The following is a 20,304-nucleotide window of genomic DNA, read 5'->3' as shown; positions in this document are numbered from 1 at the left end:
GACTCGCTTGGGTCAAGACTGAACGATAAAAACAATAGAGCTGATTACGAACGCTACCCCTGCAATCATTCCGATTTTTTTGTACGGAACCGTATGCGGCTGAAAGGCACCAAAATCACACTGACAATTACAATAATCAGCGACAGGAGCCGCACAAAGAAAATGAGAATCGCCCCTCCCCCAGCGGCCACTTTCAATGGAAAGCTTCGCGGAGCATAGTAGCGCATATCAGCTGGTTCGCGCGCCGAACGAAAAGCGCGGGCATTGCCCGCGCTTAGAAACTATTCCGCACCGAGGCGGCGCAAACCGAGCCGACTTGTTTCGAGTTCGGGCTTGAGCGCGACCGCCTTCCGGAAATCGCTGATCGCCTCCTGCTTGCGCCCGAGCGCTTCGTACACATGCGCGCGGGTATCAATGACGTTCGCATCGCTCGACGCGAGCTTGTACGCCTCTTCCGCATACGTAAGCGCTTCGCTGTTGCGACCGGTTTTGAACAGCGACCACGCGAGCTCGTTGAGCATGTATGCGCTGCGGTTGCCCATTTTGATCACCACGGCGAAATCCTTCGACGCCGAAGCGTAGTCTTTGCTGCTCGCATAAAGACGGCCGCGCCAGCTATACGCAGCGATTTCGTCCGGTTGATTTTGTACGAACATGTCCGCATCGCTGAGCGCCGAGGAGATGTCTTTGAGCGCCGCATAGGTTCGCGAGCGGTAGTAATATGCGTTGCGTGCCTGCGGCGAGCCGACGGCGTCGTCGAATTGGCTCAACGCTGCGCGATAGTCGCCGGTCGCGAAGTCGAGCCTGCCGCGGGTGAATGCCATGCACGCGTCTTTCTCGCCGAGCGACGCAGCCTTCTCGAGATCTTGCCTCGCCTTGTCGTACTGCTGTTCGTCGATGTAGAACGACGCGCGCGAACGCCACATACGGCCATCTTTGGGAGCGAGCGCGACCGATTTGTTGTAATCGATGAGCGCCTGCTCCTTATTGCCCCGCATGTTACAGAATGCCGGCGCGATTCGAATACGGCACGCCGTCGTTCGGTGAATACCGGATGGCGTTGTCGTAATCGGAAAACGCCGCGTCGTACCGCTTCGTGCGATGGTATGCGATGCCGCGCCAGTTATAGGCAAAGCCCGAAGTGCGATCGAATTCGATCGCGGTGTCGCAGTCCCGAATGGCTTTGTCGTATTCCTCCTTGTTCACGTAATGCCCGCAGCGATAGCCGAAGGCGATCGCTGTGTTCTTTTCGTTTTGGAAGCCACCCTTGAGAATACGCGTGCATCCCTCGATACCTTCGTCCGGCAACAGCCCTTCCTCGATGCCGTATTTGCAGTCGAACCAGTCGTCCGCATGCACGGGCGTGGAGCCGATGCCTGCAGCGAACAGCGCGCCTGCGGCAATCATTATTCCGACAAAGATCATTCTTCCCTCTCTCGGTCCACCCGGCTGAACGTCATCGCACTTTGGGTGCCGTTTGCAAGACGCTTCGGAAAAGCGCTCCTTGCTTTTCAGATCCTGCTTCAACGCTTGAGGGCCCTTTCCGCGGCCTGGCAATCTGAAGCCTGCTTGTCTTTCATCTGCGCAAGGAATTCCTCGCGCTGCTTTCTGGCAACATCAGAGAGCTCACGCATGTCACAGGCCCTGGATACATTCTCCATGTGGGGCAAATCGAGCTGAACCTGCTCGACGAACATCTTCTGATAGTCACACTGCGCCTGGAAATACGTTGGCGAGCAACATTTCATTGCATCGATCTTCGCCTGGGCCTTCTTCACGGCTCGATCGGAGTTCTGGTTATGAATTCGCTGGGCATTTTTCGCATCGACGCACTCGTCCGCAAACACCGGACTTGCCAAGACCATCGCTGCAACAATCGCGCTTCTGATCATCGAGAACATCCGCTGGCTCCTGCAATCAATCTGCTATGGATTCGGGCAAACCTCGATCGAGCACTAGCGACTCAGCGATTTTCACGCATAACCCAAATGGGCCATACTACTGCCGGCAATACCATCTGAGTTCGAAACTTCTGTCTTAGCCGCGTAGCACGAAAACTTAGGCCGCCGCCGGGTCCGATTAGGGATGCCATGATTCGTACAAGCCCTCGTGAGACGTCGCCAGATCCACAATAACACCCCTGCGAACCCACAGGAGGCCGACACGTGCCAAGTATCTCCTCATTTGCACACGCCGTTGAAAATCACTGAAAATGCGCGCAAATGCTCTATTCAAATCTTGGGCAGGTCCGAGTCCATGGCGTTACGTGGCTGGCGCCTTGCGCTGAGAGCAACAGAAAGAGCGCCCTTGCGCCCTTGTAGCTGGCCGCCTTGCGGCTGCGTTCGCGGCCAAGCATCACGGGTTTTCTGGGCGAGGCGCAGACCATCCATTCCCAGGAGCGCGAGCGCCTTCGAACGAAGATGTCGAAGGTCGTAAAGCTGGAGCGGTCATCCTTCCAGCCACTCGGAACGATCGCCCGATGTTCACCAAGGCGGCTCAACCCAAACTCCTCTCTTGAATGCGAGGGCGAAGAATTCAATAGACCGACCGGTTTTCCCGAGGATGACCCATTTGGGTCATGCCGAAAGCTTCGCGTGCGGCAACAACGTCATTGTTCGAACCGGACCGATTCGGAGTGGGATTGCCCAGCCAGAGACGGTCCGATACGGTTAACCACTGACTGGTGACGCGGCTCATCCCCGTCGAAGGACTCGTAAAATGTTCAGGACTCTCATTGCCTTCGGTATTGGCATGCTCCTGACAGCGCCAGCTCATGCCCAGCAAAATCGCGCAAAGCTCGAAGCACCGGGCAAGGTGTCGTTTGGTTCAAGCTACGAGCAAGCGAGCGGCGTCCTCGGAAAAGACGCGGAGCCCTATGAACTCGATCCGCCGCAGCCGGGCATGAAGGCCCTTTCTTGCGATAAGTGCGCGCCTTTGCCAAACGTAGAGGGCTTCACGATGTACTTCCAGGACAGCCGCGGACTCGTTCGGTTGGAGGCGTTCGCGATCGCCGGCGGTTTCAAAACCGTCGACGAATGCCAGAAGGCCGACAAGCCATGATGCCGAAACTCGTCGAGCTGTACGGCAAACCTGAATCGAACGTGAACGCCAAGGAAGGCCCCGAGAATAAGCGAATTGCCTCGTTCAAGTTCGCCGACGGCGCTCTCATCCAGCACATCAGCAACATTTCCAAGCCTGCGCGACCCTGCACCTATACGGTCGTCTACAAGAAGGCGCCCTAGCGGCCTAACGCTAATGCGCCGTGGTTTCTCAGGCGGAAATGGGCAGTTCTGGAGGGGTACCAATGCGATTTTTAGTGTCGGTGTTGTTCGTTGCGACGAGCCTTGGCCCAGCCTTGGCTGGTGATCTCGGGTTTGCCTTCGATAACTTCGAGCAGCAGTTCAAGAAATCTCAGGACCTCGTCAAGATCGATCTAGGCCTCGAAAAGGAGAAATGCCAGGGCGACGGAAAATCTCGGGCCTGTACCTACAAATCCAAAGCCGGGACGACCGTCATCATCGGGACAAAAGGCAGCCAGGTTGAGGATATAGTCGCGATTTTCGAGAAACCTGGCGCGAAAGCAGGCTATGAGTTTCTTACGGTATCAGCTTGGGCAATCGCCTTTGGGAGTGGCGTCTCGGATCCGAATGACTTCGGAGCTCAGTATAAGGCAGCGACCGACAGCTATGTGAAACAGGCAAACAGCGGCGCCCCTCGGATCGAGGTCACGGCGGGAAACTACAAGTGGACGATGTTTCGGGTGGGTCCGAAAAAGGACGAAATGTTTGTCAAAGCGTTGAATTAGTAGCACTACTTTGGCAGATTGTTGATTTTGGCGCGTTTTATAGGATTCCCGAATCAATTTTTCAATGATTCATGGGTGGTCGGCTCTTGGAGGGCTGACCATGCCGGGATGGGAAGACGAACTCGAACGCTGGCTGATGCCGTTCTTGGACCGACTGGGTCATAAGACCCGGCAGCGGATGTGTCCTCTGTATGTTGCGGGATTGATCGGTCCCGGCGATCGTAAGAGCGTTCAGCCGATGGCGGAACGCCTTGCCACCAGCACCTACGACCAGTTGCACCATTTCATTGCGGACGGTGTCTGGGACGCGACGCCGCTGGAGACAGAGTTGCTCAACCAGGCGGACCGACTTGTCGGCGGCAGGGATGCGGTGCTGGTTATTGATGACACCTCACTTCCCAAGAAGGGTGAGCGCTCGGTCGGTGTTGCGGCTCAATACGCCTCGGCTCTCGGTAAAACGGCAAATTGCCAAACACTGGTGTCTTTGACGCTTGCGCGCGGCGAAGTACCCGTGATGGTCGCGTTACGTCTCTTTCTGCCTGACAGTTGGACAAGCGACGAATCTCGTTTGAAGCGCGCTCGCGTGCCAGTCGAACATCGAACGCCACGGTCCAAGCCGGAGATTGCTTTGGCCGAGATTGACCGCGCGATAGCAGCCAACGTGCGCTTTGGATATGTGCTGGCGGATGCAGGATACGGCCTCAGCGCACCGTTTCGACAAGGGCTAACAGAGCGCGGGCTGGTCTGGGCTGTCGGAATCCCGCGGCACCTGAAAGTGTATCCGGTCGATGTGAAGCTCATTTGGCCGATTACCAAAGCCCGCGGCAAACCACGAAAGCACCACGTGCCCGATATCTTATCAATTGCGGCCGAGCAAATGCTGGCCGGCGCCAAATGGAAAACCGTGAGTTGGCGTAGCGGGACGAAAGGTCGGCTTAAAGCCCAATTTGCTGCGGTCCGTGTCCGGACCGCCGACGGCCCTCCGCAGCGGATATGGGATAAAGGTCAGCAGCATCTCCCAGGCGACGAAGCCTGGCTCATTGGCGAGCAACGTGCGTCCGGGGAGAAGAAATACTATCTGGCCAATCTTCCGGCGGCGACGGATCTGCGCACGCTGGCCGCCACCATCAAGGCACGGTGGATTTGTGAGCAGGCGCATCAGCAGTTGAAGGAGGAACTTGGACTTGATCACTTCGAAGGGCGATCATGGCAAGGTCTTCATCGCCACGCCCTGATGACAATGATTGCCTACGCCTTCCTGCAACATCGTCGCCTCGCACACGCGGGGCGGAAAAAAAAGAATCTACGGGCCTCCGCCTCAGCCAACCATGCCAGCCGTACGTCACGCCATCGTCGATCTCATCCTTCGGCCGCCGTCTCAGCATTGCCCATATTGCCGAAGGCAAATCCGTGAAAAACAGCGGCGAAAACACAATCTGCCAAAGTAGTGGTAGGCCGTGTACCCATAAATCCGGCCGAGGGGCAGCCTTTGACTCAAGCAGCCATTTAGTTTGTGATATATTCAACGATTTGCTCGTCGAGCCTTCCGTTGATTTTCCGGCTGCGACATTCTGGCTAGGAAGACCTTGATGAAAGCTCGGATTTTCATGCAGAAAAGACTTTTTTCGGGATTGATTGCTGCAGCGTTACTCTGGACCGCGACGGAAACATTGGCTGAAGACGGCGCGAAATGGCGCTGCACCGGACAACCCGATATTGCACCGGATATCCAAATTGATGGCTGCACTGCCGCAATCCGCTCAGGCCAATACAGCGGCAAGAATCTCGCGTGGGCCTACTTCAACCGCGGCAATGCCTATCAAACCAAAGAGGATTACGACCGCGCCATTGCAGACTACGACCAAGCCATCGCGCTTGCGCCGGACGCGGAAGGTCCCTTTGCCAATCGCGGCATCGTTCATCGAAAGAAGCAGGAATACGACCAAGCCATCGCTGACCTCACTCGAGCCATCGCGCTTGGAGGAAAGGATGGACTCGTCTACTTCAACCGCGCCGAAGCCTACAATGGTACAGGCGATCACGACCGCGCCATCGCAGACCTGGACCGAGCGATCGCTCTCGAGCCAAAAAGTGCTGGCAATTACGTCGGCCGTGGAGTCGCCTATTACAACAAGAAAGATTACGATCGAGCTATTGCCGACTTCAATCGGGCAATCGCTATGGATCCGAAATTTGGCGGCGCCTACTACTTTCGCGCGTCTGCGTTCAATGCCAAAAAAGACTTCGATAGCGCCATCGCTGACTATAGTCAGGTCATCGTCCTGCATCCGAAAAGCACTGACGCTTACAGCGAACGTGGCGATGTCTATTTCGGCAAAGGGGATTATGACCGCGCCATCGCCGATTACGGTCAAGCGATCGGTCTCGACCCGAAGACTGCGAACGTCTACGCCAACCGCAGCAGCGCCTATCGCAAAATGAACGAGCATGGCCTGGCCATGGCTGATCTTAATCAGGCCATCGCCCTCGATCCGAAACCGGCTTACCTCAAGGCGCGCGGCGTTTTTCAGTTCGAGCTAGGTGATTTCAAGGCAAGCGCCACCGATCTACTGCGCGTTCTGGAAACCAACGATAGTGCCTACGTGATGTTGTTCCGCTACCCTGCGCGCGCTCGCGCAGGAGAAGCGGCTGCATCCGAACTGGAAGGCAACGCCCGGCGCTTGAACGATAAGTCATGGCCGTTCCCAGTCATTGAATTGCTGGCGGGCAAAAGATCACCAGAGGCCACGCTGGCGGCTGCTACCAAACAGGAAGAGACCTGCGAAGCAAATTTCTACATTGGCGAGTCCTATATCTTGAGTGCAAAGAAGGAACTTGCACAAAAAGCACTGCGAGCCGCTGCCGACACCTGTCCTAAGAGTTTCGTCGAATTTAATGTCGCCCTTGCGGAGCTGAAGCGGTTTTAGCGGTTCTTCTCCGTATCGTAACTTGAGTCCAACAAATGTTAAAACTCCCTGAGTACGATCAGTACCTCCGGCCGAACTCGCTAGGTCTGCTTCTGATGCTGTGGACGGCTTCTGCAGGGGCACGAGAGTGGCAAGGAGTGGGTGCGTTTTGAGGTTCCCCACGATTCGGAGGAGCCTCGCGGATCACAGCGTTGTCGAAGGGCCTGACCACATAGCCGAACGCGGGCGAGCCCCGCACGGATCACAGCCAACTCTTCCGAGATCAGCGTTTGAGGGTACAGGATCATCATCCACATAACCGCGACAAGAATGCGTACCTCTCCGTGACATCGTTGATGATGTCGTCTGCCGGACTCAATCCCCTGGAGAGCCGGATGGGAGCAGTCCAGGAAAGAACTCGAAGGCACCGACCGCCATGGCGCCCCAGGCAACAACGAAAAAGCCGGTGTGAGCGGACGCAGCGCTCGGCAATACAGGTACGAAGATGCCGATCAGCAGCACGGTGCCTCCTCTGGCCACATTGGATGAAACTGTCTGCTTCATTTTCCCCCTCCCCACGTTACAGAATCAGAGACTGTCCGAAGCGAAAACGGCGGCGGCCGTTCACATCGCTGTTGGCGCTCCCGCTTCATCCCGAAGCTGTCGGCGCAGAGACAGCCGAAAGCGCCTGTTGATGCGTACAGGCTCGCGGTGACACTCGAGACTTCCGTTTTCACGGCGGTGACCAGTTCGCGCCGAGAGACCCGAACGATGACAGTACAAAACAGGTCCTCAGTTCGCCGCTCGCCTTGCGCGCTCTGGATCTCGGTTGCAGCACGCAAGTGCCATTCATAGGTCTTCGCGCCGTGGGCAAGCATCTTGAAGCCGTCCGGCAGACCGAATTCCTGCATCACTCTCTGGATGTGCATCCCGACGAGCGGACTTCGTGAGGCGCCGACACTCGATGCGCAAGGAACAAGCGCCAGTACACCGGCAAGCACTAAAGCAGCGCGGCTCGATTTGCGTGCGGCTGGGCTTGCGGGCGAAGATATCATTTAAGCTCTCACGAGCAGCCCCAACTGAGCGCATCGAGTGACATCAGTCGCAGGTTGACGGAGGGAACGGAACGGCCGACGAGATATCGGCTTGCAATCTTCCGCAAACCGCTCGCGACTTCCCCGAGAGCGCAGTCATCGGCATCCCGTGCCGCGCACAGCGTGTTGACGGAGGCTCGCTCGAAATCATCTCGCGCGACATCAATCGCGGCGCGCAGGAGAAAGCGGGACGAGCGCCGGGAGAAATGCGGCCCCTCCCGTAGCGCTGCGTACCTCTCGGTCTGAACGAAGAGGCGGTCGCGATCGTCTCCGTCGGAGATGTCGGGAGCGACGTAGCCGCAGGTCGGACATTCCTGCAGCCAAACGCTCATGTTGAACCGCTCCATACCGGAAGGGGGCTGATCGATATCCCGGGAGCCGATCTCGTTGGTGCTCAGAAGGACCGATTGCTCCGAGGTCTGCCCGCAGCAGAAACACCGCACGTTGCTTTTGCGGTCGTTTGTCATGGAGCGACCGAGCGCAGGATGACCACAGCCCGGCGGCCTCGGCGCAGGCGCAGCCAGATCACGACAGGAGGAAATTCGAGCGACATGCCATCAAACGACAAAATTCGGACTAGCGACCGCTACCGAACTAGCTTGCGGCCGATGCGGCTGCATGACCCAAACGGGTCAGTCAGCTGGACCGTGCTCCGGAACGTCATGCCTGCGGTTTCGGCGTGCCGACTGCTGCCCCCGATGGCGCGGTTCTATAATACCATAAGCTCTACGCCAGCGTTTAAAGGTATTCCGTAGAATTCCGGACCGGCCTTGCACTTTGCCTTGCTCTCGCGAGAATTTCCAAGCTGCCGTTCATACCTTTGGAGGAGGGTGTGAGTCGGCTGACACAGGTCAATTTTGGCCTGCCTGTGCGGGACTGCCGCCACGAAACGGCGGGCGCAGGTTGACGCGGAAGGGGGACCGCTCTTGGGGACAAATGGAGTTGATAACGATCGGTTGTCGAAAGTCATCGATCGACTAGGGGAAGCCGCCATCGATCCCGCCGCGTGGCCCGCCATCATGGACGACATCTGCAGAGCGGTCGGCGCATCAGCGGCCATCCTTCTCCAGAGCGACGTTCGAACGCCAGACGTCCCACGGACGCCATCGATCGATGAGGCCCTTCAGCTGTACTTCAAGCATGATTGGCACCTAAGAGATCCGAGAGCCGCTGGATTCCCGCAAATGATGTCCGGCGAGATCGTCACCGACCACGACATGCTGACGCCGGAGCAGATCCGTTCCGATCCCATGTATAATGAGGTACTGTATCCGTTCGGGTTTCAATGGTTCGCGGGTGTCGGCTTTTGGGCCGAGTCCGCCGCCTGGGCGCTGACCCTGCAGCGAACGGGTCGCGTGGGTTCTTTCGAGGCGCGTGACAAACGCTTGCTGGCGCGGCTCGCACCGCGACTGACGGAAACGGCTACCCTTGCCACTGCAGTGGGCCGCGTGGCGCTCACGTCCATGACCAACGTGCTGAACCAGGTTCAGCAGCCTGCACTCGTTCTCAACCGCCGGGGAATGGTGCTGAGCACGAACGCGGCGGCCGATGCCGGATTCGACGACGACATCCGGATCAGCAACCGGCGGCTGATGGTGCGCGACAAGAGCGCGCTCGCGAAACTTGATCAGCTGGTCGCCTGATCCGGTCGACACCCGACAGCCACGCGTTACCTGCTGCACCCATTCCGGTTCGGCGAACGGCAAAGCCTCCCGTCGTCATCCGCGTGTTGCCCATCGATGGCGCGGCTCGCAACGTATTTCTGGGAAGGATCCAGGCGACGGTATAGCCAAATGGCCACACGCACAAAGGTTCCGCGCGCCTACACTTCCTTTGGCGCTGCCTTACACGGACATTCGACTACGATGATGGCCATCCCTAGGGACCGCCATCATGCGGTACAGAGTGTTCGTGGTAGACAGCAGCCGGCGAGTGATCTGCACCGCGAAGCTCGACTGCATCGGCGAGCAGGCTGCGAGATGTCGAGCCGAGCAAATGTGTGGCGAGCACGAGTTGAGCTTTAGGCGGGGGATCGTCGCGTCGCTATTTTTCGCGGGACAACATCGAAGGAGAAGCGAACCGACCGCTCATCCTGAGTAGAAGACCCGTCAGGCGACCCAACCGTCCTCTAGGATCGAACGGATTGACTGATTCCGAGAAGATTGTCTTCGCTGTCGGGAAACCAAGCGCCTCGCTCACCGATAACCTTACTGGCGTAAGTCCCGGCAATCTCGGCGATCCAGGTCAATGGTCTTCAGACCGGGCAGATCATATTCCTCGACGTTGGAACTCCGTGCTGCGACAGCCATTGCCCCGCACTGGATGATCCGGTCATGGTGCGCAGCAGTTGGAACGCGATGTTTCTGATGGGCGATGTCTTAAGACAGTCGCTCGGAACCCTGCTGGATAATGCAGGGTATGCGCCGCAAGAGATGACTTGGTATCGCGTGCAGCACCCGGATCTTCAATTACGCCGCTACTTTTCGAATTCTGCGGCAACTAATCCCGTTTTGATTGTGCCTGCGCCCATCAAGCGGCCGTACATCTTCGATCTATTACCACAGGTCAGCGTGATACGGCGGCTCGCCGATGCTGGGTTTGCCGTCTACCTGCACGAATGGCCGGAGGAACAGGCTGCGGACTGGAACCTCGAGACGAGCATAGCTCTGCTGCTTGCGGCGATCGAGAAGCTCTCAAGGGATCACCAACGAGCGCCAGTGGTCATTGGCCATTCGCTTGGCGGGACTCTGGCTGCCATCGCGGCTGCACTTGTACGGCGGCGCGTCGGCAAACTCGTCCTGGTTCAGGCCCCCCTCGCGTTCGGCCAATGCACCGGAGCCTTGCGACCGATCGCGATCGATGCGCAGTTTGAGGTTTTGAGCCGTCGTATTGCGGGTAGTCTGCTGGACTGTGCGAGCGTTGCCGCGGCTCCAGAGGAGTTTTTCGTCGGGCGCTATTGCGATGCTTGGGCCAGCTTGTCCGATTTGGAAGCGCTCGCGCTCCACGGCCGCGTCATTCGCTGGACCCTCGATGAGTTCGCCCCATCGCGCCAACTACTCCAAGACGTGATCGAGTTGCTCTATCGTGAAGACCGGTTCGCACGCAACGACCTGCACCTGCTCGACCGTACTGCCCGCTGCGACGCCCTTGCTGAACTGCCAGTGGCGGCGATCGTCGATCATACGAGTCGTGTCGTCCCGCCCTCGTCCACGCTGCAACAATTGAGCAGCCCAAGGGTATTTGTCTATGAGCCGGAGATCGGAGTGGCGTTGCAGCACGTTGGTGCTCTCGTCGGCCGCCGAGCGCATCGAGAGATCTGGCCGCACGTGATCGAGTGGTTGCGCCAGGGGGGCGATCACAAAACTTGAAATCCCTTCGTGCCAGTGAGCATCTTTCCTCGACCAGCGTTTCTCGCGCGGCCCCCCTACGAGTAAGGCATGGCAATGGGCCAGCTCAATAGCCATAGAAGCAAGCGCCGAGCTAGCCACTATCTTTTTCGAGTAAGCTTCCAGCTTTTCTAATGCGGTGTGCGCTTCTCCGGATCTTGATCAGACCGGCGACCCTTGGCGCACTCCTGCTTCACGACAAGGCTGAGACCCAGCGCCTTGGCGACGGGCAAACCGACCCTTGTCATCGGCGACACCGCCGAACAGGCTGTTGCGAGATGGTAGTGTGCGGGAGGTTCTGCAAAAGCTGAGAGGCTGAAGCGGTCATGGTAAGTCCGGTGATTGCGAAGATCACCGCTCGTAGAGGAGCTTGGACCCGCCATGACCGTGACGAAGATTAGGACGGATGTCTCTGCAGTCAAAGAGTTGTTGAGGTCGGACAAGGAGTTCCTGAAGCCGCTGATCCAGGGTGCGGTGCAGGACATTCTCGAAGCCGAGATGACGGAGACGCTGGGTGCGGAGAAAGGGGAGCGCAGCGAGGGGCGGCTTGGCTATCGCTCCGGCTACTATTCCCGCTCGCTGATCACCCGGGTCGGCAAGATCGAGCCGAAGGTGCCGCAGGACAGGCAGGGACGGTTCTCGACCGAGCTGTTCGAGCGCTACCAGCGCTCGGAGAAGGCGCTGGTAGCGGCCTTGGCCGAGATGTACGTGCAAGGCGTCTCGACCCGGAAGGTGAAGCAGGTCACCGAGGAGCTGGTGGGGCTTGCCGGCACGCGGGACGGTATCGAGGCCGCCGGCGATCTGTTTCGCGCGTTTGGTCTGCGCTGCGTCTTTGCTACAGCCCACGACGATCAGCAGACCCGCAACAGGGCCGCGCCCTATGCGCCGCTCGGCTGGCTTGCCAAGCCCTACACGATGGCGTCTTTGGTGGGGCTTGTGCGCGAGGTGCTTTCGACACAGGACTAACAACGGCCAAGCGATCCCTGGAGGACCGGAGCCAGGAGTTTCCTGAGCGCGTGGCTCTCAAAAGGCTTCTGAAAACGTGCGACAGCCGCCAAGCTCGATCTCAATGATGCCAGCCCTGCGATGCTCAGGCGTTGAAGAGGCCGGTTGCGAGGGGTTCATCGCTACCGGAGTCGGCGCCGAGGCGATCTCGACCGGAACAAGCGCCGGCATGATCTCACCGCTCAGCTGACCCTGGCGTGCCTGCCGGCGCCAAACCGTGAACAAATTGGGATGAACATCATGTCGGCACGCAACTCAATAACACTTGCCGCAGGCGCCAATCTTCCCGATCCGATGTCACGGTTGCCAGACAAGCCCACGGCCGATGTCGTTACGTTCGAGTGCATGGAGCACGTGATCTTGAGGTCGCGCAGGTAAGCGTTTGGGAGAGCTTTCAATTACCCACAAATTCTCCTCCGACCATGGCGCCCAGCGCGATGTCGGTGAGGCGTGACAGCCCGCGCCACATGACCGTATTGCCGGGCGGCGGATCGCTGGCGCGGGCGAGATAACCGCCGAGCCGGGCAATCTTGATCAGATAGTGCGAGAGCGTTTTCCGTCTTGCTTTTGGTTTGTCGTTGACGAGGCGATCGAGCACGCCGATTTCAGTCGCAGTCAACGCGAGGGTTGGCGGCGCGTCTGGGGCGGAACGGTTGAGCATCGTCATCCAGAAGACCCGCCAACTCAGGATGCAAAAGAGCGAGATCAGGTTGGTCAGACGCTGGGCGGTCCTGAGCTTCGACTCCTCAGCTTTGCAGCCCGATTTGAGGATCTTGTGGAACACCTCGATCTTCCATCTCAAACCATACCATTCCAGCTTCTCAATGGCGTCGGTGCGGGAACCAACAGGCAGGTCTGTGATCAGCTTCCAATCGATCTTCTTTCTGTTTTTCGGCGTCCCGCGCTCTTCGGCATGGATCACCGTCAGGGTCAGAGCGGGATAGCGCTTCTGCTTTCCGATCGGCGGCAGGACGCGAATCTTGCGATACCTGATCTCAAGAATGGCCTGGTCGGGATCGCCGTTGCTGTCTCTGACTTCGATGCGATGGAGCCCTTTGACGGCGACCTCGTCCATTTCGTCGGCGATCGTGTGATCCCCGTCTCCAGCCAAGCGGTCGACGCAGGTCCTGATCAGGAAATGAGTTCCGATCTCCTGTGCTGCGCAGAAGAGCTCGTAGATGTCACTCTCGCGATCACCAATATGGATGCATCGTCCCGGATGATCCAAGAGTTGCGTAGACTGCTTGAGATTTTCCAACCACCGGACGCTTTCCTTTTTCTCGATGGGAATCCGGGTCGGATTGATCTTCTTTTTAAGCGCTGCCGTCCCCTTGAATTTCTTCCGGGTCCAGAACTTAACGGCCGCCAACCCCAGCGGCACCCCCTCAATTGTAACCGCGAGGCTCGAATGCATCAGGATGCCGCAAACCGTGTGCGATCTGAGGCGACCTGCCTTATCCCGTCCACTGTTTATGCTCTTGGTGATGCCGATCGCTTCTGACTTCTCGCGTTGATAGCTGAACTCGGTTGTATCGTGCAGCACAAGAACGAGACCTTCAGTGGCGGCGGCACGATCACGTGTCGATTGGAAATGGCCCGCCAGAATGTCCACTTCGCTGACCCGGTCGTTAGAGAAGAAGCGGTAGGCTGCCTTGGTATTCGCCCAATCCTGGCAGACGAGCGGAATGCTTTGTCCCATGGCGCTTCCAATCTGCGTGAGCAGTTTGCGGAATCTGTCGCCGAGCCGCGCGTCCCTAAACTCGCATCCACTACTCTCTCGATCAATCCAACATTCGCCTTCCAAGGACCGCAAACAGCCTTTTGCCGATCGATCTCTTAATGTCAGCCCCATAGAGCACCCCTCGCGAATCAGGTGCTCAGAAAGGAATCACAAGTGATTCTTTCGATTCAAGATTTCGCCGATCAGCGGATCAGCCCGAGTGGTCAAAGTTATGGGTAATTGAAAGTTGGGAGAGACCATCATGACCGCAAAGGAGGTACGATTCTCGACAGAGGCCCGAGACAAAATGCTGCGTGGCGTCGACATTCTGGCCAATGCCGTCAAGGTGACGCTAGGCCCGAAGGGTCGCAACGTTGTGCTTGAAAAGAGCTTCGGTGCGCCTCGCATTACCAAGGACGGCGTAACAGTTGCGAAGAAATAGAGCTCGAGGACAAGTTCGAGAACATGGGAGCACAGATGGTCCGCGAGGTTGCCTCAAGGACCTCCGACCAGGCCGGCGATGGCACAACCACTGCTACCGTTCTGGCACATGCAATTGTCCGTGAAGGCGCCAAGGCAGTCTTAGCGGGCATGAATCCCATGGACCTTAAGTGTGGTATTGATCTCGCGGTCGACGCGGTCGTCGATGAACTAAAAAAGAATACGAAGAAGCTTACGTCAAACGACGAAATCGCGCAGGTCGCGACGATTTCCGCCAATGGTGACAAGCAAATTCGGACGCTTCCTGGCCGATGCAATGAAGAAAGTCGGCAACGAGGGGGTGATCACGGTGGAGGAAGCCAAGTCACTCGAGACCGAGCTGGAGGTCGTCGAAGGCATGCAATTCGACCGCTCGGCTTGCAATATTGGCTCTGACGCATTTTTGGTGCAGCTCCGATTATTCTCACGACTGGAACTATGTGCATCTCAATGTGCCGCTGCCTTTTAGCTGCGGTTAAATCGGTAGTAGATGCCGAAGACCCGCACCGCTTATCTCCGCGGGCATCGTGTAAAGCGCCGTTTGCACGCCAGCGATGCTCCAAGACACGGATTTTCAAGACGAAATCCGTGTCTGCCTGGAGGGCCATTAAGCCTACCATTCCCATTCCGGCTCGTCCGCGGCGAAGGCCCGGCGGCCGCCTTTACCGACCTGCTTCGGGGTCGTTCCAGCAATGGGTTCGATTATCGTTGGTACGATGGGCATGCGTGTACATGCCAACGCTCCATGAATCTTGGTATTATTTTACTCCCACCTTCCACTTTGTCCGGTGCGACGCCGCAAGGCTTCTCCGCCCCCCAATAGCCGGTCCGGGGGGCCGCGCTTAACGCTTCCCCAGTGGAATGACCGAGGCTACCCCTTCCGCAATTCCTCGGGTGTCGCAGACACGTTGGTCTTGTCACGAATCGCGCCTATCCCTCTGAAATCATGCCCCCAGCGTGCGCATGTCGGCAGAACGTTCGCCATCGCTATGGAGTGAGGGGGCCTGACTGGCGGACCTTTGCGCCCGACCACCAACCTGCATGATCGCACCTCCGTGGCAGTTTCTGGATCGTTAGCTCTATGCGCTGTGCAAATGAGCACTTGCGGCGCCCCCCATACCGAACCGCGCGCGTTCACGCTATATTTTAGTGGATAAAGTTTGTAACTATAATTAGTTTCTGAAATTTCCGTTGCTTCAAGCGGCCGGATTGGAGACCAATGCGTACATGACCAAGGCAAAAAGAACAAAATCAACATCAGGAACGACCTCGTCTTCACACAGAGAGAATGCTCGGGAAGGCAAAATCAGAAGCTACGACATGATGAGGAAGCTGAGCTGGGAAATCGCGGCGCTCAGCGTACACCTTGATGAAGTTCGTCAGTTCTGGGCTCAGGCCGTCAATATCAGTGGTCCACAATGGACCATCGTGATGGCAATTGCGGAGCTCGATCCGAATGGGGAGGAAGGCGTGCCCGTCACGGGCGTATCGAAAATGCTCCAGGTTGACCCCTCCTTCGTGACCACCCAGTCAAAGCTTCTCGAACAAAGGGGGCTCCTGCGCAGGAAGCCATCCGCGGACGACGGCCGAGTGGTCCGGATGTCGCTGACGGAGAAGGCACGTCGACAGCTGGCCGATCTATCGGAGCACCAGACGGCTATCAGCGATTATGTGTTCGAAGAGTTTGGTGAGCGTGAGTTGCAGGAGCTTACGGATAATCTCGCTACGCTCAACGGCAGGCTCGAGAAAGCACGCTTGAAGATCGCCCTCGATTCCTGACTCATTGAGTAGCTTTCGAGAAACGAAAAACCTCCGGTAGGGCACTACCGGAGGTTTCGGAGGTTTACCAAAAGTAAGTCTTTGTCTCCTTTTCTTCCACAAATCCACTGTCGGGGCTGCATAATACATGACTTGCTCAAATGATCAAGTCAGATATTTAGAGGGTCGTCTGCGATATGACGTCCACGAGCCCCTCGTTCCGACCGATGCCGGCCAGATCGCTTACCAGTTGCGCTGAGCGCGCAGCAGCATGCTGACCGTATCCTGGTTCTTCAGCTCGTAAAGTGCCGCCGGCTTCGCGACACTTCCTACCACCGGTGCTGCAACCGAGCCAGAAAACTTCTGGTCAAGCATGGTATAGGTCACGTCGGCAGAGAACGTCAGGTTCTTTACCGGGGTCCAGCGCGTGATCAGACCGAGCTGCCCGATGTTGAAATTGGGATTGCACGTCGAACCCGGCGTCAACACGCCGGCCGCCGCGATTCCAGCGCAAACCAACGCCGATCCCGTTGCACCGTAGTTTACCTGCGCATAAGCGCCGTAGAGTGCCGTGTTCCAGTATGGATTCCAATTGTGGGTGTAGGCGCCGCGCATGCCCCAGGTCTTGACCGAGGACTGCGAGGTACCGGGGGCAAACACCGTGTCCGCTACTCCGGCAAAGCCGATGCTCTGATACGCTCCGGGCAGACCGGTCCCGCCGTACATCGCGAAGGTCGAGGGCACCAAGCTCTGGAAGTTGTACCGGGTCGCACCATCCGTATACACCGCCTGCACGTTCAACACGTCGCCGGGCCCGGTGGGAATATTCTTGATCGACAAGGCCACTTGTCCGGCCCACCCCCACTTATCCTGCGGGTGACCAGTGACCTCCGTGGCGCCGTAATACGCGGCGTGGTTGTCATGGCTCGCGAACGACGCCTGGAACATACCCCAAGCCTGGTCGACGCGGACAGCTCCGACGAAATCGGGTACCGCCGTGCCGCCGAAGTCATTCGTACCGTACGTGCCAGCGACAACGCCCGCCGCCGTCGCTCCAGCGGTATTCCACATGTTGCTCTGGTAATTGAGCGTAGGATCTTGGGCTGAGAATGACGCGGTAATGCCCTGGCCAAAGTCCGCGGTGTAGGTGAACTGGCTGACGCCGGTAATGGTGCTGCTGCCGCCCACGAGGCCGTCGAAGTTGTTTCCGGGATAGTTGGTCCAGGGCGCGTCGAACTGGGAAACCGCTCGGCCCATCGTGAAGCCCGCGAATTGGATGAAGGCGTAGTAAACACCGAGCGAACCGCCGTAGAGCGCGTCGCCGCTGTAGGTCGATGGCGAACTGCCGGACACGCCGCCCGTGGTCCACGTAAACACGCCATCGAAGTAAGTACGAACCACACCGTATTCCGTCGCAGTGCGGGTATCGATATTCAGATCTGCGCGCGAGCGCATCTGATAATGATTGCTCAGACGATTCTGCGCGCCGGCAACGCCGTTGTACGCACCGCCGTAGTTGCTATTTGTCCAGAGCGCGGTCTCAGCGCGGAGATATCCGCCGAGCTTGATGCAGGTGTCGGTGCCCGGCACGTAGTAGAAGCCGGCACCATAAAGCGAGCACACCTTCACGTACTCGACAGCCTTGGCCTTCACGGGAAGGTCGGCAGCTTGCGCTCCGCTCACGGCGATCAAGCCGGCCGCCGATCCGAGCCAAATACTCTTCATTACGTTCATATCAAACCTCCAAGTCCCTCGTTGATGGGAGACAGAGCCCTTACCTGCCGCTGCGCTCCGCACTTAAGATTCGCTTGCCGCTTCGTGCTCTGATCGCCCGCGTCAGAGCGAGCAACGACCAGCGCAAGCCACCTGCGAAGCGATGAAGAGCTCCCCACCGCCAAGCCAGTTATGCATGCGCCGCTCATTGGATCAAAACATTTGACTTACTCTGCTATTTATTTTGCCGCGCCAGTGGCTCAAAGGCCACCACAAAAATACTTGAGTTTCTAAAATTTTTCAGTCAAACACATTGCAGTCGATAAATGCAGAAGGACTTGGCTGTGATGGTTCAATCCGACGAACCGGTGAGCTGGATGGATGCGCTGGGCAGCAGCAACGAGGGCGAGTCCGACCTGCCCCAGTCCCGAACGAGCCTTGACCAACTCTCATGGGAAATCACGTCCATCAGCGTTTACCTCAAGGAAATCCGAGAGATCTGGGCACGCGAGATCGAAATAAGCCACCCGCAGTGGATGATTCTGATGGCGCTTTCGAAATTGGCCGAGGGCGAAGGCATGGCCGTAAACATGGTTGCAAAGGCTCTTCACATAGAATCGGCATTTGTGACCACGCAGTCGAAAGAGCTCGAAAGGAGGGGGCTCTTATGCCGGCGGTCTTCTTCGGAGGATGCACGCGTCGTTCAGCTGTCGCTTTCGGATAAGGCCTGCAAGCATTTGGAGAGTCTTGCTGAACGGCAAGCTGCCCTCGACGAATACATCTTCGCAGGCTTTACGGACCCAGATCTATCCAGTTTCCTTGTGCGGTTGTCCGACCTCAAAACGCGAATCGGGAAGGCTCGCTTTAGAGCTGGGCTAGAGTGCTGATAGGCAAATCGAGCCTTCCTGGTCTGGAGTCGTATTCCGTGCGCGGGTCATGCCGCGGACGATGGATTCTCGGACAAGCGATCGTAGCGCCTCAGCACTTTCGTGATTTGCTTGCGCGCTTGCCAACCCGCAGTTTGGATGCCAGCCAATCGAAGATGTATTCGTTCGCCAGCGTAGGGTTGTCCGCGTGCCCCTGCCAGGCGGCCGTCTCACTCGCCGTAAAGTACCTTAGCGTTATGTCTCTGCGGGCATCCGCACTGAGGCCGTGCACGATTTCGGCCACTCGGTTGACCTTCAGCCACCCGAGTTCCCCAAGTGTGATCAATAGAGGGCAACGAATTCCGCGAGCAATCCGGCTCACTTCGAGAGGAAGGCTTGGCGGCTGATTGGCGAAGCGCCGGGCGGCCAGAAATTGCGTTTCGTGGATGTCCCAGATGCCACCATCGCAGGCAGCAGCCGCGAACCGTCCATCGGATGCGACTGCCCGCGCTACGAAAGATGACGAACAGGCATCCGACAACACCCCGATGCGTTGTTCGTCGACATCATCCCGCTCGGAGAGATAGTCCATAACGCTCGAGACCGCCGTTTCTAGATCGGGGCGAGCAATGATCTCGCCAAGACGGAAGCCGGCTGTATCTCCCAGCAGGTCGACCAATAGCAACGACAGGCCTCGCTCGACCCCCTGCCGGACGAACCTCGAAAGACCGTCCTCCTTGGCTCGACCAGGCTCTCCCATGCAAATAACCGTGGGGGCTCGATGTGGTGAGTTTGACCGTAGGAAGTAGCCCTGTAGCGGGTAGTCGCATATCCAGGGAATGGACACGATCTCGCCCACCGGACTGTGATGGCGGAGGAAATCAGAGGCACACGCTCGCATACTCCTTACCGAGGCCTGCCATCTCTCGTCCTCGGGCAGAAGCGGTTGGGTCGCAGTCCGATGGTAGTTGATCGCACGAAGCCAGTTGCTCTGGGCCGTGGCGATGTTGCCGTCCCGAATAGCAAGGTTGCCGCGAACTCGGTTGATCTTGGCTGTGGCAGTCCACGCATCATACCAGGAATCATCGGAAGCTTCCGAGATACTTCCAATGGTACTCATGCACTCGGCGATCATAGAGCCGCCTTCCTGGGCTGCGGCTAGGATAGCCATGAACTCACTAGCCAGGTCCTGCCTTTCTGGCCACAACGTTGAAAGAATCGGGATCGAATGGGTGCTCATGTGCAGCTTTGGAACATTGCGATTGGAGCACGTTCGGCGGGCGCTAGACATTAATCAAATGCAGATCATTCATCGCCGAATTCACTCGGGGCATGTGACCGCTGCGCCTCTAGCCGCCCCCTTCTGCCACGGCAATGACCACCGGGGGAGCACGTTTCCTCGAGCCGGTGGCCTCTCAGGGGTAACGAATTTACGGGCGCGGGCCGCTCGAGCGCATCTGCAGAGCCCGCCTCCGCCCCGTCGTGTACGTTCGAAGGCTTCTACGAGCCGGCATACTTCAACCAAGATTTTGCTAGGTTTTCGCCTGGTGTGCCTTCGCGCCTGGATAACG

General features: G+C 57.8%; 18 protein-coding genes and 2 pseudogenes. 11 read left to right on the top strand and 9 right to left on the bottom strand.

The window, feature by feature from the left end; genetic code table 11:
• Positions 1 to 281: 281 nt before the first annotated feature.
• The 3 genes from BRAD3257_RS08965 to BRAD3257_RS08955 all read right to left on the bottom strand — a co-directional run bounded on the left by BRAD3257_RS08965 (position 282) and on the right by BRAD3257_RS08955 (position 1,901).
• Positions 282 to 998 carry a tetratricopeptide repeat protein gene (locus BRAD3257_RS08965; RefSeq protein WP_122401556.1) on the bottom strand — a complete coding sequence of 239 codons (717 nt, stop codon included), beginning with the start codon at positions 996 to 998 and terminating at the stop codon, positions 282 to 284.
• A 1-nt stretch (position 999) separates the two neighbouring features.
• Complete coding sequence (locus BRAD3257_RS08960; protein WP_122401555.1) at positions 1,000 to 1,425, bottom strand: tetratricopeptide repeat protein; 426 nt, start codon at positions 1,423 to 1,425, stop codon at positions 1,000 to 1,002.
• A 98-nt stretch (positions 1,426 to 1,523) separates the two neighbouring features.
• Positions 1,524 to 1,901 (bottom strand): hypothetical protein, encoded by a 378-nt coding sequence (locus tag BRAD3257_RS08955; protein ID WP_122401554.1) that lies wholly within the window; start codon positions 1,899 to 1,901, stop codon positions 1,524 to 1,526.
• 817 nt (positions 1,902 to 2,718) lie between these two features.
• Here BRAD3257_RS08955 and BRAD3257_RS08950 point away from each other — a divergent pair.
• The 5 genes from BRAD3257_RS08950 (at position 2,719) to BRAD3257_RS08930 (ending at position 6,732) form a co-directional block, all read left to right on the top strand.
• On the top strand, positions 2,719 to 3,060 hold the full coding sequence (locus tag BRAD3257_RS08950) for a hypothetical protein (protein WP_145986991.1): 342 nt from the start codon (positions 2,719 to 2,721) through the stop codon (positions 3,058 to 3,060).
• Positions 3,057 to 3,242: a hypothetical protein gene (locus BRAD3257_RS08945; protein WP_122401552.1), complete on the top strand. Its 186-nt coding sequence runs from the start codon at positions 3,057 to 3,059 to the stop codon at positions 3,240 to 3,242. Before BRAD3257_RS08950 ends, BRAD3257_RS08945 begins: the two co-directional genes overlap by 4 nt.
• 62 nt (positions 3,243 to 3,304) lie before the next feature.
• Positions 3,305 to 3,805 carry a hypothetical protein gene (locus BRAD3257_RS08940; RefSeq protein ID WP_122401551.1) on the top strand — a complete coding sequence of 167 codons (501 nt, stop codon included), beginning with the start codon at positions 3,305 to 3,307 and terminating at the stop codon, positions 3,803 to 3,805.
• A gap of 64 nt (positions 3,806 to 3,869) precedes the next feature.
• Positions 3,870 to 5,219, top strand: coding sequence for an IS701 family transposase (locus BRAD3257_RS08935; RefSeq protein ID WP_122400733.1), 1,350 nt, complete (start codon positions 3,870 to 3,872; stop codon positions 5,217 to 5,219).
• 175 nt (positions 5,220 to 5,394) lie between these two features.
• Positions 5,395 to 6,732 carry a tetratricopeptide repeat protein gene (locus BRAD3257_RS08930; RefSeq protein ID WP_122401550.1) on the top strand — a complete coding sequence of 446 codons (1,338 nt, stop codon included), beginning with the start codon at positions 5,395 to 5,397 and terminating at the stop codon, positions 6,730 to 6,732.
• Positions 6,733 to 7,086: 354 nt separating this feature from the next.
• Here BRAD3257_RS08930 and BRAD3257_RS39245 read toward each other — a convergent pair whose 3' ends face one another.
• The 3 genes from BRAD3257_RS39245 to BRAD3257_RS08920 all read right to left on the bottom strand — a co-directional run bounded on the left by BRAD3257_RS39245 (position 7,087) and on the right by BRAD3257_RS08920 (position 8,137).
• Positions 7,087 to 7,275: a hypothetical protein gene (locus BRAD3257_RS39245; RefSeq protein ID WP_145986990.1), complete on the bottom strand. Its 189-nt coding sequence runs from the start codon at positions 7,273 to 7,275 to the stop codon at positions 7,087 to 7,089.
• Entirely contained in the window at positions 7,272 to 7,625 is a 354-nt protein-coding gene (locus tag BRAD3257_RS08925; protein ID WP_145986989.1) for a hypothetical protein, read from the bottom strand. Before BRAD3257_RS08925 ends, BRAD3257_RS39245 begins: the two co-directional genes overlap by 4 nt.
• Before the next feature lie 149 nt (positions 7,626 to 7,774).
• Positions 7,775 to 8,137 carry a hypothetical protein gene (locus BRAD3257_RS08920; RefSeq protein WP_145986988.1) on the bottom strand — a complete coding sequence of 121 codons (363 nt, stop codon included), beginning with the start codon at positions 8,135 to 8,137 and terminating at the stop codon, positions 7,775 to 7,777.
• Positions 8,138 to 8,761: 624 nt separating this feature from the next.
• Here BRAD3257_RS08920 and BRAD3257_RS08915 point away from each other — a divergent pair.
• The 3 genes and pseudogenes from BRAD3257_RS08915 to BRAD3257_RS08900 all read left to right on the top strand — a co-directional run.
• Positions 8,762 to 9,448 (top strand): hypothetical protein, encoded by a 687-nt coding sequence (locus BRAD3257_RS08915; protein WP_145986987.1) that lies wholly within the window; start codon positions 8,762 to 8,764, stop codon positions 9,446 to 9,448.
• A gap of 690 nt (positions 9,449 to 10,138) precedes the next feature.
• Positions 10,139 to 11,173, top strand: coding sequence for an alpha/beta fold hydrolase (locus BRAD3257_RS08905; protein WP_122401546.1), 1,035 nt, complete (start codon positions 10,139 to 10,141; stop codon positions 11,171 to 11,173).
• 399 nt (positions 11,174 to 11,572) lie between these two features.
• Positions 11,573 to 11,983, top strand: a pseudogene (locus BRAD3257_RS08900) (transposase); the annotation flags it as partial.
• Positions 11,984 to 12,590: 607 nt separating this feature from the next.
• Here the strand turns inward: BRAD3257_RS08900 and BRAD3257_RS08890 are convergent.
• Complete coding sequence (locus BRAD3257_RS08890; RefSeq protein ID WP_122401315.1) at positions 12,591 to 14,048, bottom strand: IS4 family transposase; 1,458 nt, start codon at positions 14,046 to 14,048, stop codon at positions 12,591 to 12,593.
• Between the two features lie 130 nt (positions 14,049 to 14,178).
• On the opposite strand from BRAD3257_RS08890, the pseudogene BRAD3257_RS08885 reads away from it, so the two are divergent.
• Positions 14,179 to 14,769: pseudogene (locus tag BRAD3257_RS08885) on the top strand (TCP-1/cpn60 chaperonin family protein); the annotation flags it as partial.
• A gap of 854 nt (positions 14,770 to 15,623) precedes the next feature.
• Positions 15,624 to 16,175, top strand: a complete 552-nt coding sequence (locus BRAD3257_RS08880) for a MarR family winged helix-turn-helix transcriptional regulator (RefSeq protein ID WP_122406445.1) — start codon at positions 15,624 to 15,626, stop codon at positions 16,173 to 16,175.
• 222 nt (positions 16,176 to 16,397) lie between these two features.
• Here BRAD3257_RS08880 and BRAD3257_RS08875 read toward each other — a convergent pair whose 3' ends face one another.
• Positions 16,398 to 17,888 carry a porin gene (locus tag BRAD3257_RS08875; protein WP_122401543.1) on the bottom strand — a complete coding sequence of 497 codons (1,491 nt, stop codon included), beginning with the start codon at positions 17,886 to 17,888 and terminating at the stop codon, positions 16,398 to 16,400.
• Between the two features lie 305 nt (positions 17,889 to 18,193).
• Between BRAD3257_RS08875 and BRAD3257_RS08870 the strand changes: the two genes are divergently transcribed.
• Positions 18,194 to 18,754: a MarR family winged helix-turn-helix transcriptional regulator gene (locus BRAD3257_RS08870; RefSeq protein WP_244607895.1), complete on the top strand. Its 561-nt coding sequence runs from the start codon at positions 18,194 to 18,196 to the stop codon at positions 18,752 to 18,754.
• 91 nt (positions 18,755 to 18,845) lie between these two features.
• Here the strand turns inward: BRAD3257_RS08870 and BRAD3257_RS08865 are convergent, their stop codons facing one another.
• Entirely contained in the window at positions 18,846 to 19,973 is a 1,128-nt protein-coding gene (locus BRAD3257_RS08865; RefSeq protein ID WP_122401542.1) for an alpha/beta hydrolase family protein, read from the bottom strand.
• Between the last annotated feature and the right edge of the window lie 331 nt (positions 19,974 to 20,304).

Origin of the sequence: Bradyrhizobium vignae, assembly GCF_900324035.1 — a bacterium.
In the GTDB taxonomy this organism is placed as follows: Bacteria; Pseudomonadota; Alphaproteobacteria; order Rhizobiales; family Xanthobacteraceae; genus Bradyrhizobium; species Bradyrhizobium vignae.
Note: the sequence above shows the minus strand (reverse complement) of the source record. Positions and strands in the feature narration are given on the sequence as shown.

Excerpts from the sequence above, each read along its gene's own strand:
- BRAD3257_RS08965 (WP_122401556.1), bottom strand. The coding sequence starts at position 998 with ATGCGGGGCAATAAGGAGCAGGCGCTCATCGATTACAACAAATCGGTC.
- BRAD3257_RS08960 (WP_122401555.1), bottom strand. The coding sequence starts at position 1,425 with ATGATCTTTGTCGGAATAATGATTGCCGCAGGCGCGCTGTTCGCTGCA.
- BRAD3257_RS08955 (WP_122401554.1), bottom strand. The coding sequence starts at position 1,901 with ATGTTCTCGATGATCAGAAGCGCGATTGTTGCAGCGATGGTCTTGGCA.
- BRAD3257_RS08950 (WP_145986991.1), top strand. The coding sequence starts at position 2,719 with ATGTTCAGGACTCTCATTGCCTTCGGTATTGGCATGCTCCTGACAGCG.
- BRAD3257_RS08945 (WP_122401552.1), top strand. The coding sequence starts at position 3,057 with ATGATGCCGAAACTCGTCGAGCTGTACGGCAAACCTGAATCGAACGTG.
- BRAD3257_RS08940 (WP_122401551.1), top strand. The coding sequence starts at position 3,305 with ATGCGATTTTTAGTGTCGGTGTTGTTCGTTGCGACGAGCCTTGGCCCA.
- BRAD3257_RS08935 (WP_122400733.1), top strand. The coding sequence starts at position 3,870 with ATGATTCATGGGTGGTCGGCTCTTGGAGGGCTGACCATGCCGGGATGG.
- BRAD3257_RS08930 (WP_122401550.1), top strand. The coding sequence starts at position 5,395 with ATGAAAGCTCGGATTTTCATGCAGAAAAGACTTTTTTCGGGATTGATT.
- BRAD3257_RS39245 (WP_145986990.1), bottom strand. The coding sequence starts at position 7,275 with ATGAAGCAGACAGTTTCATCCAATGTGGCCAGAGGAGGCACCGTGCTG.
- BRAD3257_RS08920 (WP_145986988.1), bottom strand. The coding sequence starts at position 8,137 with ATGAGCGTTTGGCTGCAGGAATGTCCGACCTGCGGCTACGTCGCTCCC.
- BRAD3257_RS08905 (WP_122401546.1), top strand. The coding sequence starts at position 10,139 with ATGGTGCGCAGCAGTTGGAACGCGATGTTTCTGATGGGCGATGTCTTA.
- BRAD3257_RS08890 (WP_122401315.1), bottom strand. The coding sequence starts at position 14,048 with ATGGGGCTGACATTAAGAGATCGATCGGCAAAAGGCTGTTTGCGGTCC.
- BRAD3257_RS08880 (WP_122406445.1), top strand. The coding sequence starts at position 15,624 with ATGACCAAGGCAAAAAGAACAAAATCAACATCAGGAACGACCTCGTCT.
- BRAD3257_RS08875 (WP_122401543.1), bottom strand. The coding sequence starts at position 17,888 with ATGAACGTAATGAAGAGTATTTGGCTCGGATCGGCGGCCGGCTTGATC.
- BRAD3257_RS08870 (WP_244607895.1), top strand. The coding sequence starts at position 18,194 with ATGCAGAAGGACTTGGCTGTGATGGTTCAATCCGACGAACCGGTGAGC.
- BRAD3257_RS08865 (WP_122401542.1), bottom strand. The coding sequence starts at position 19,973 with ATGAGCACCCATTCGATCCCGATTCTTTCAACGTTGTGGCCAGAAAGG.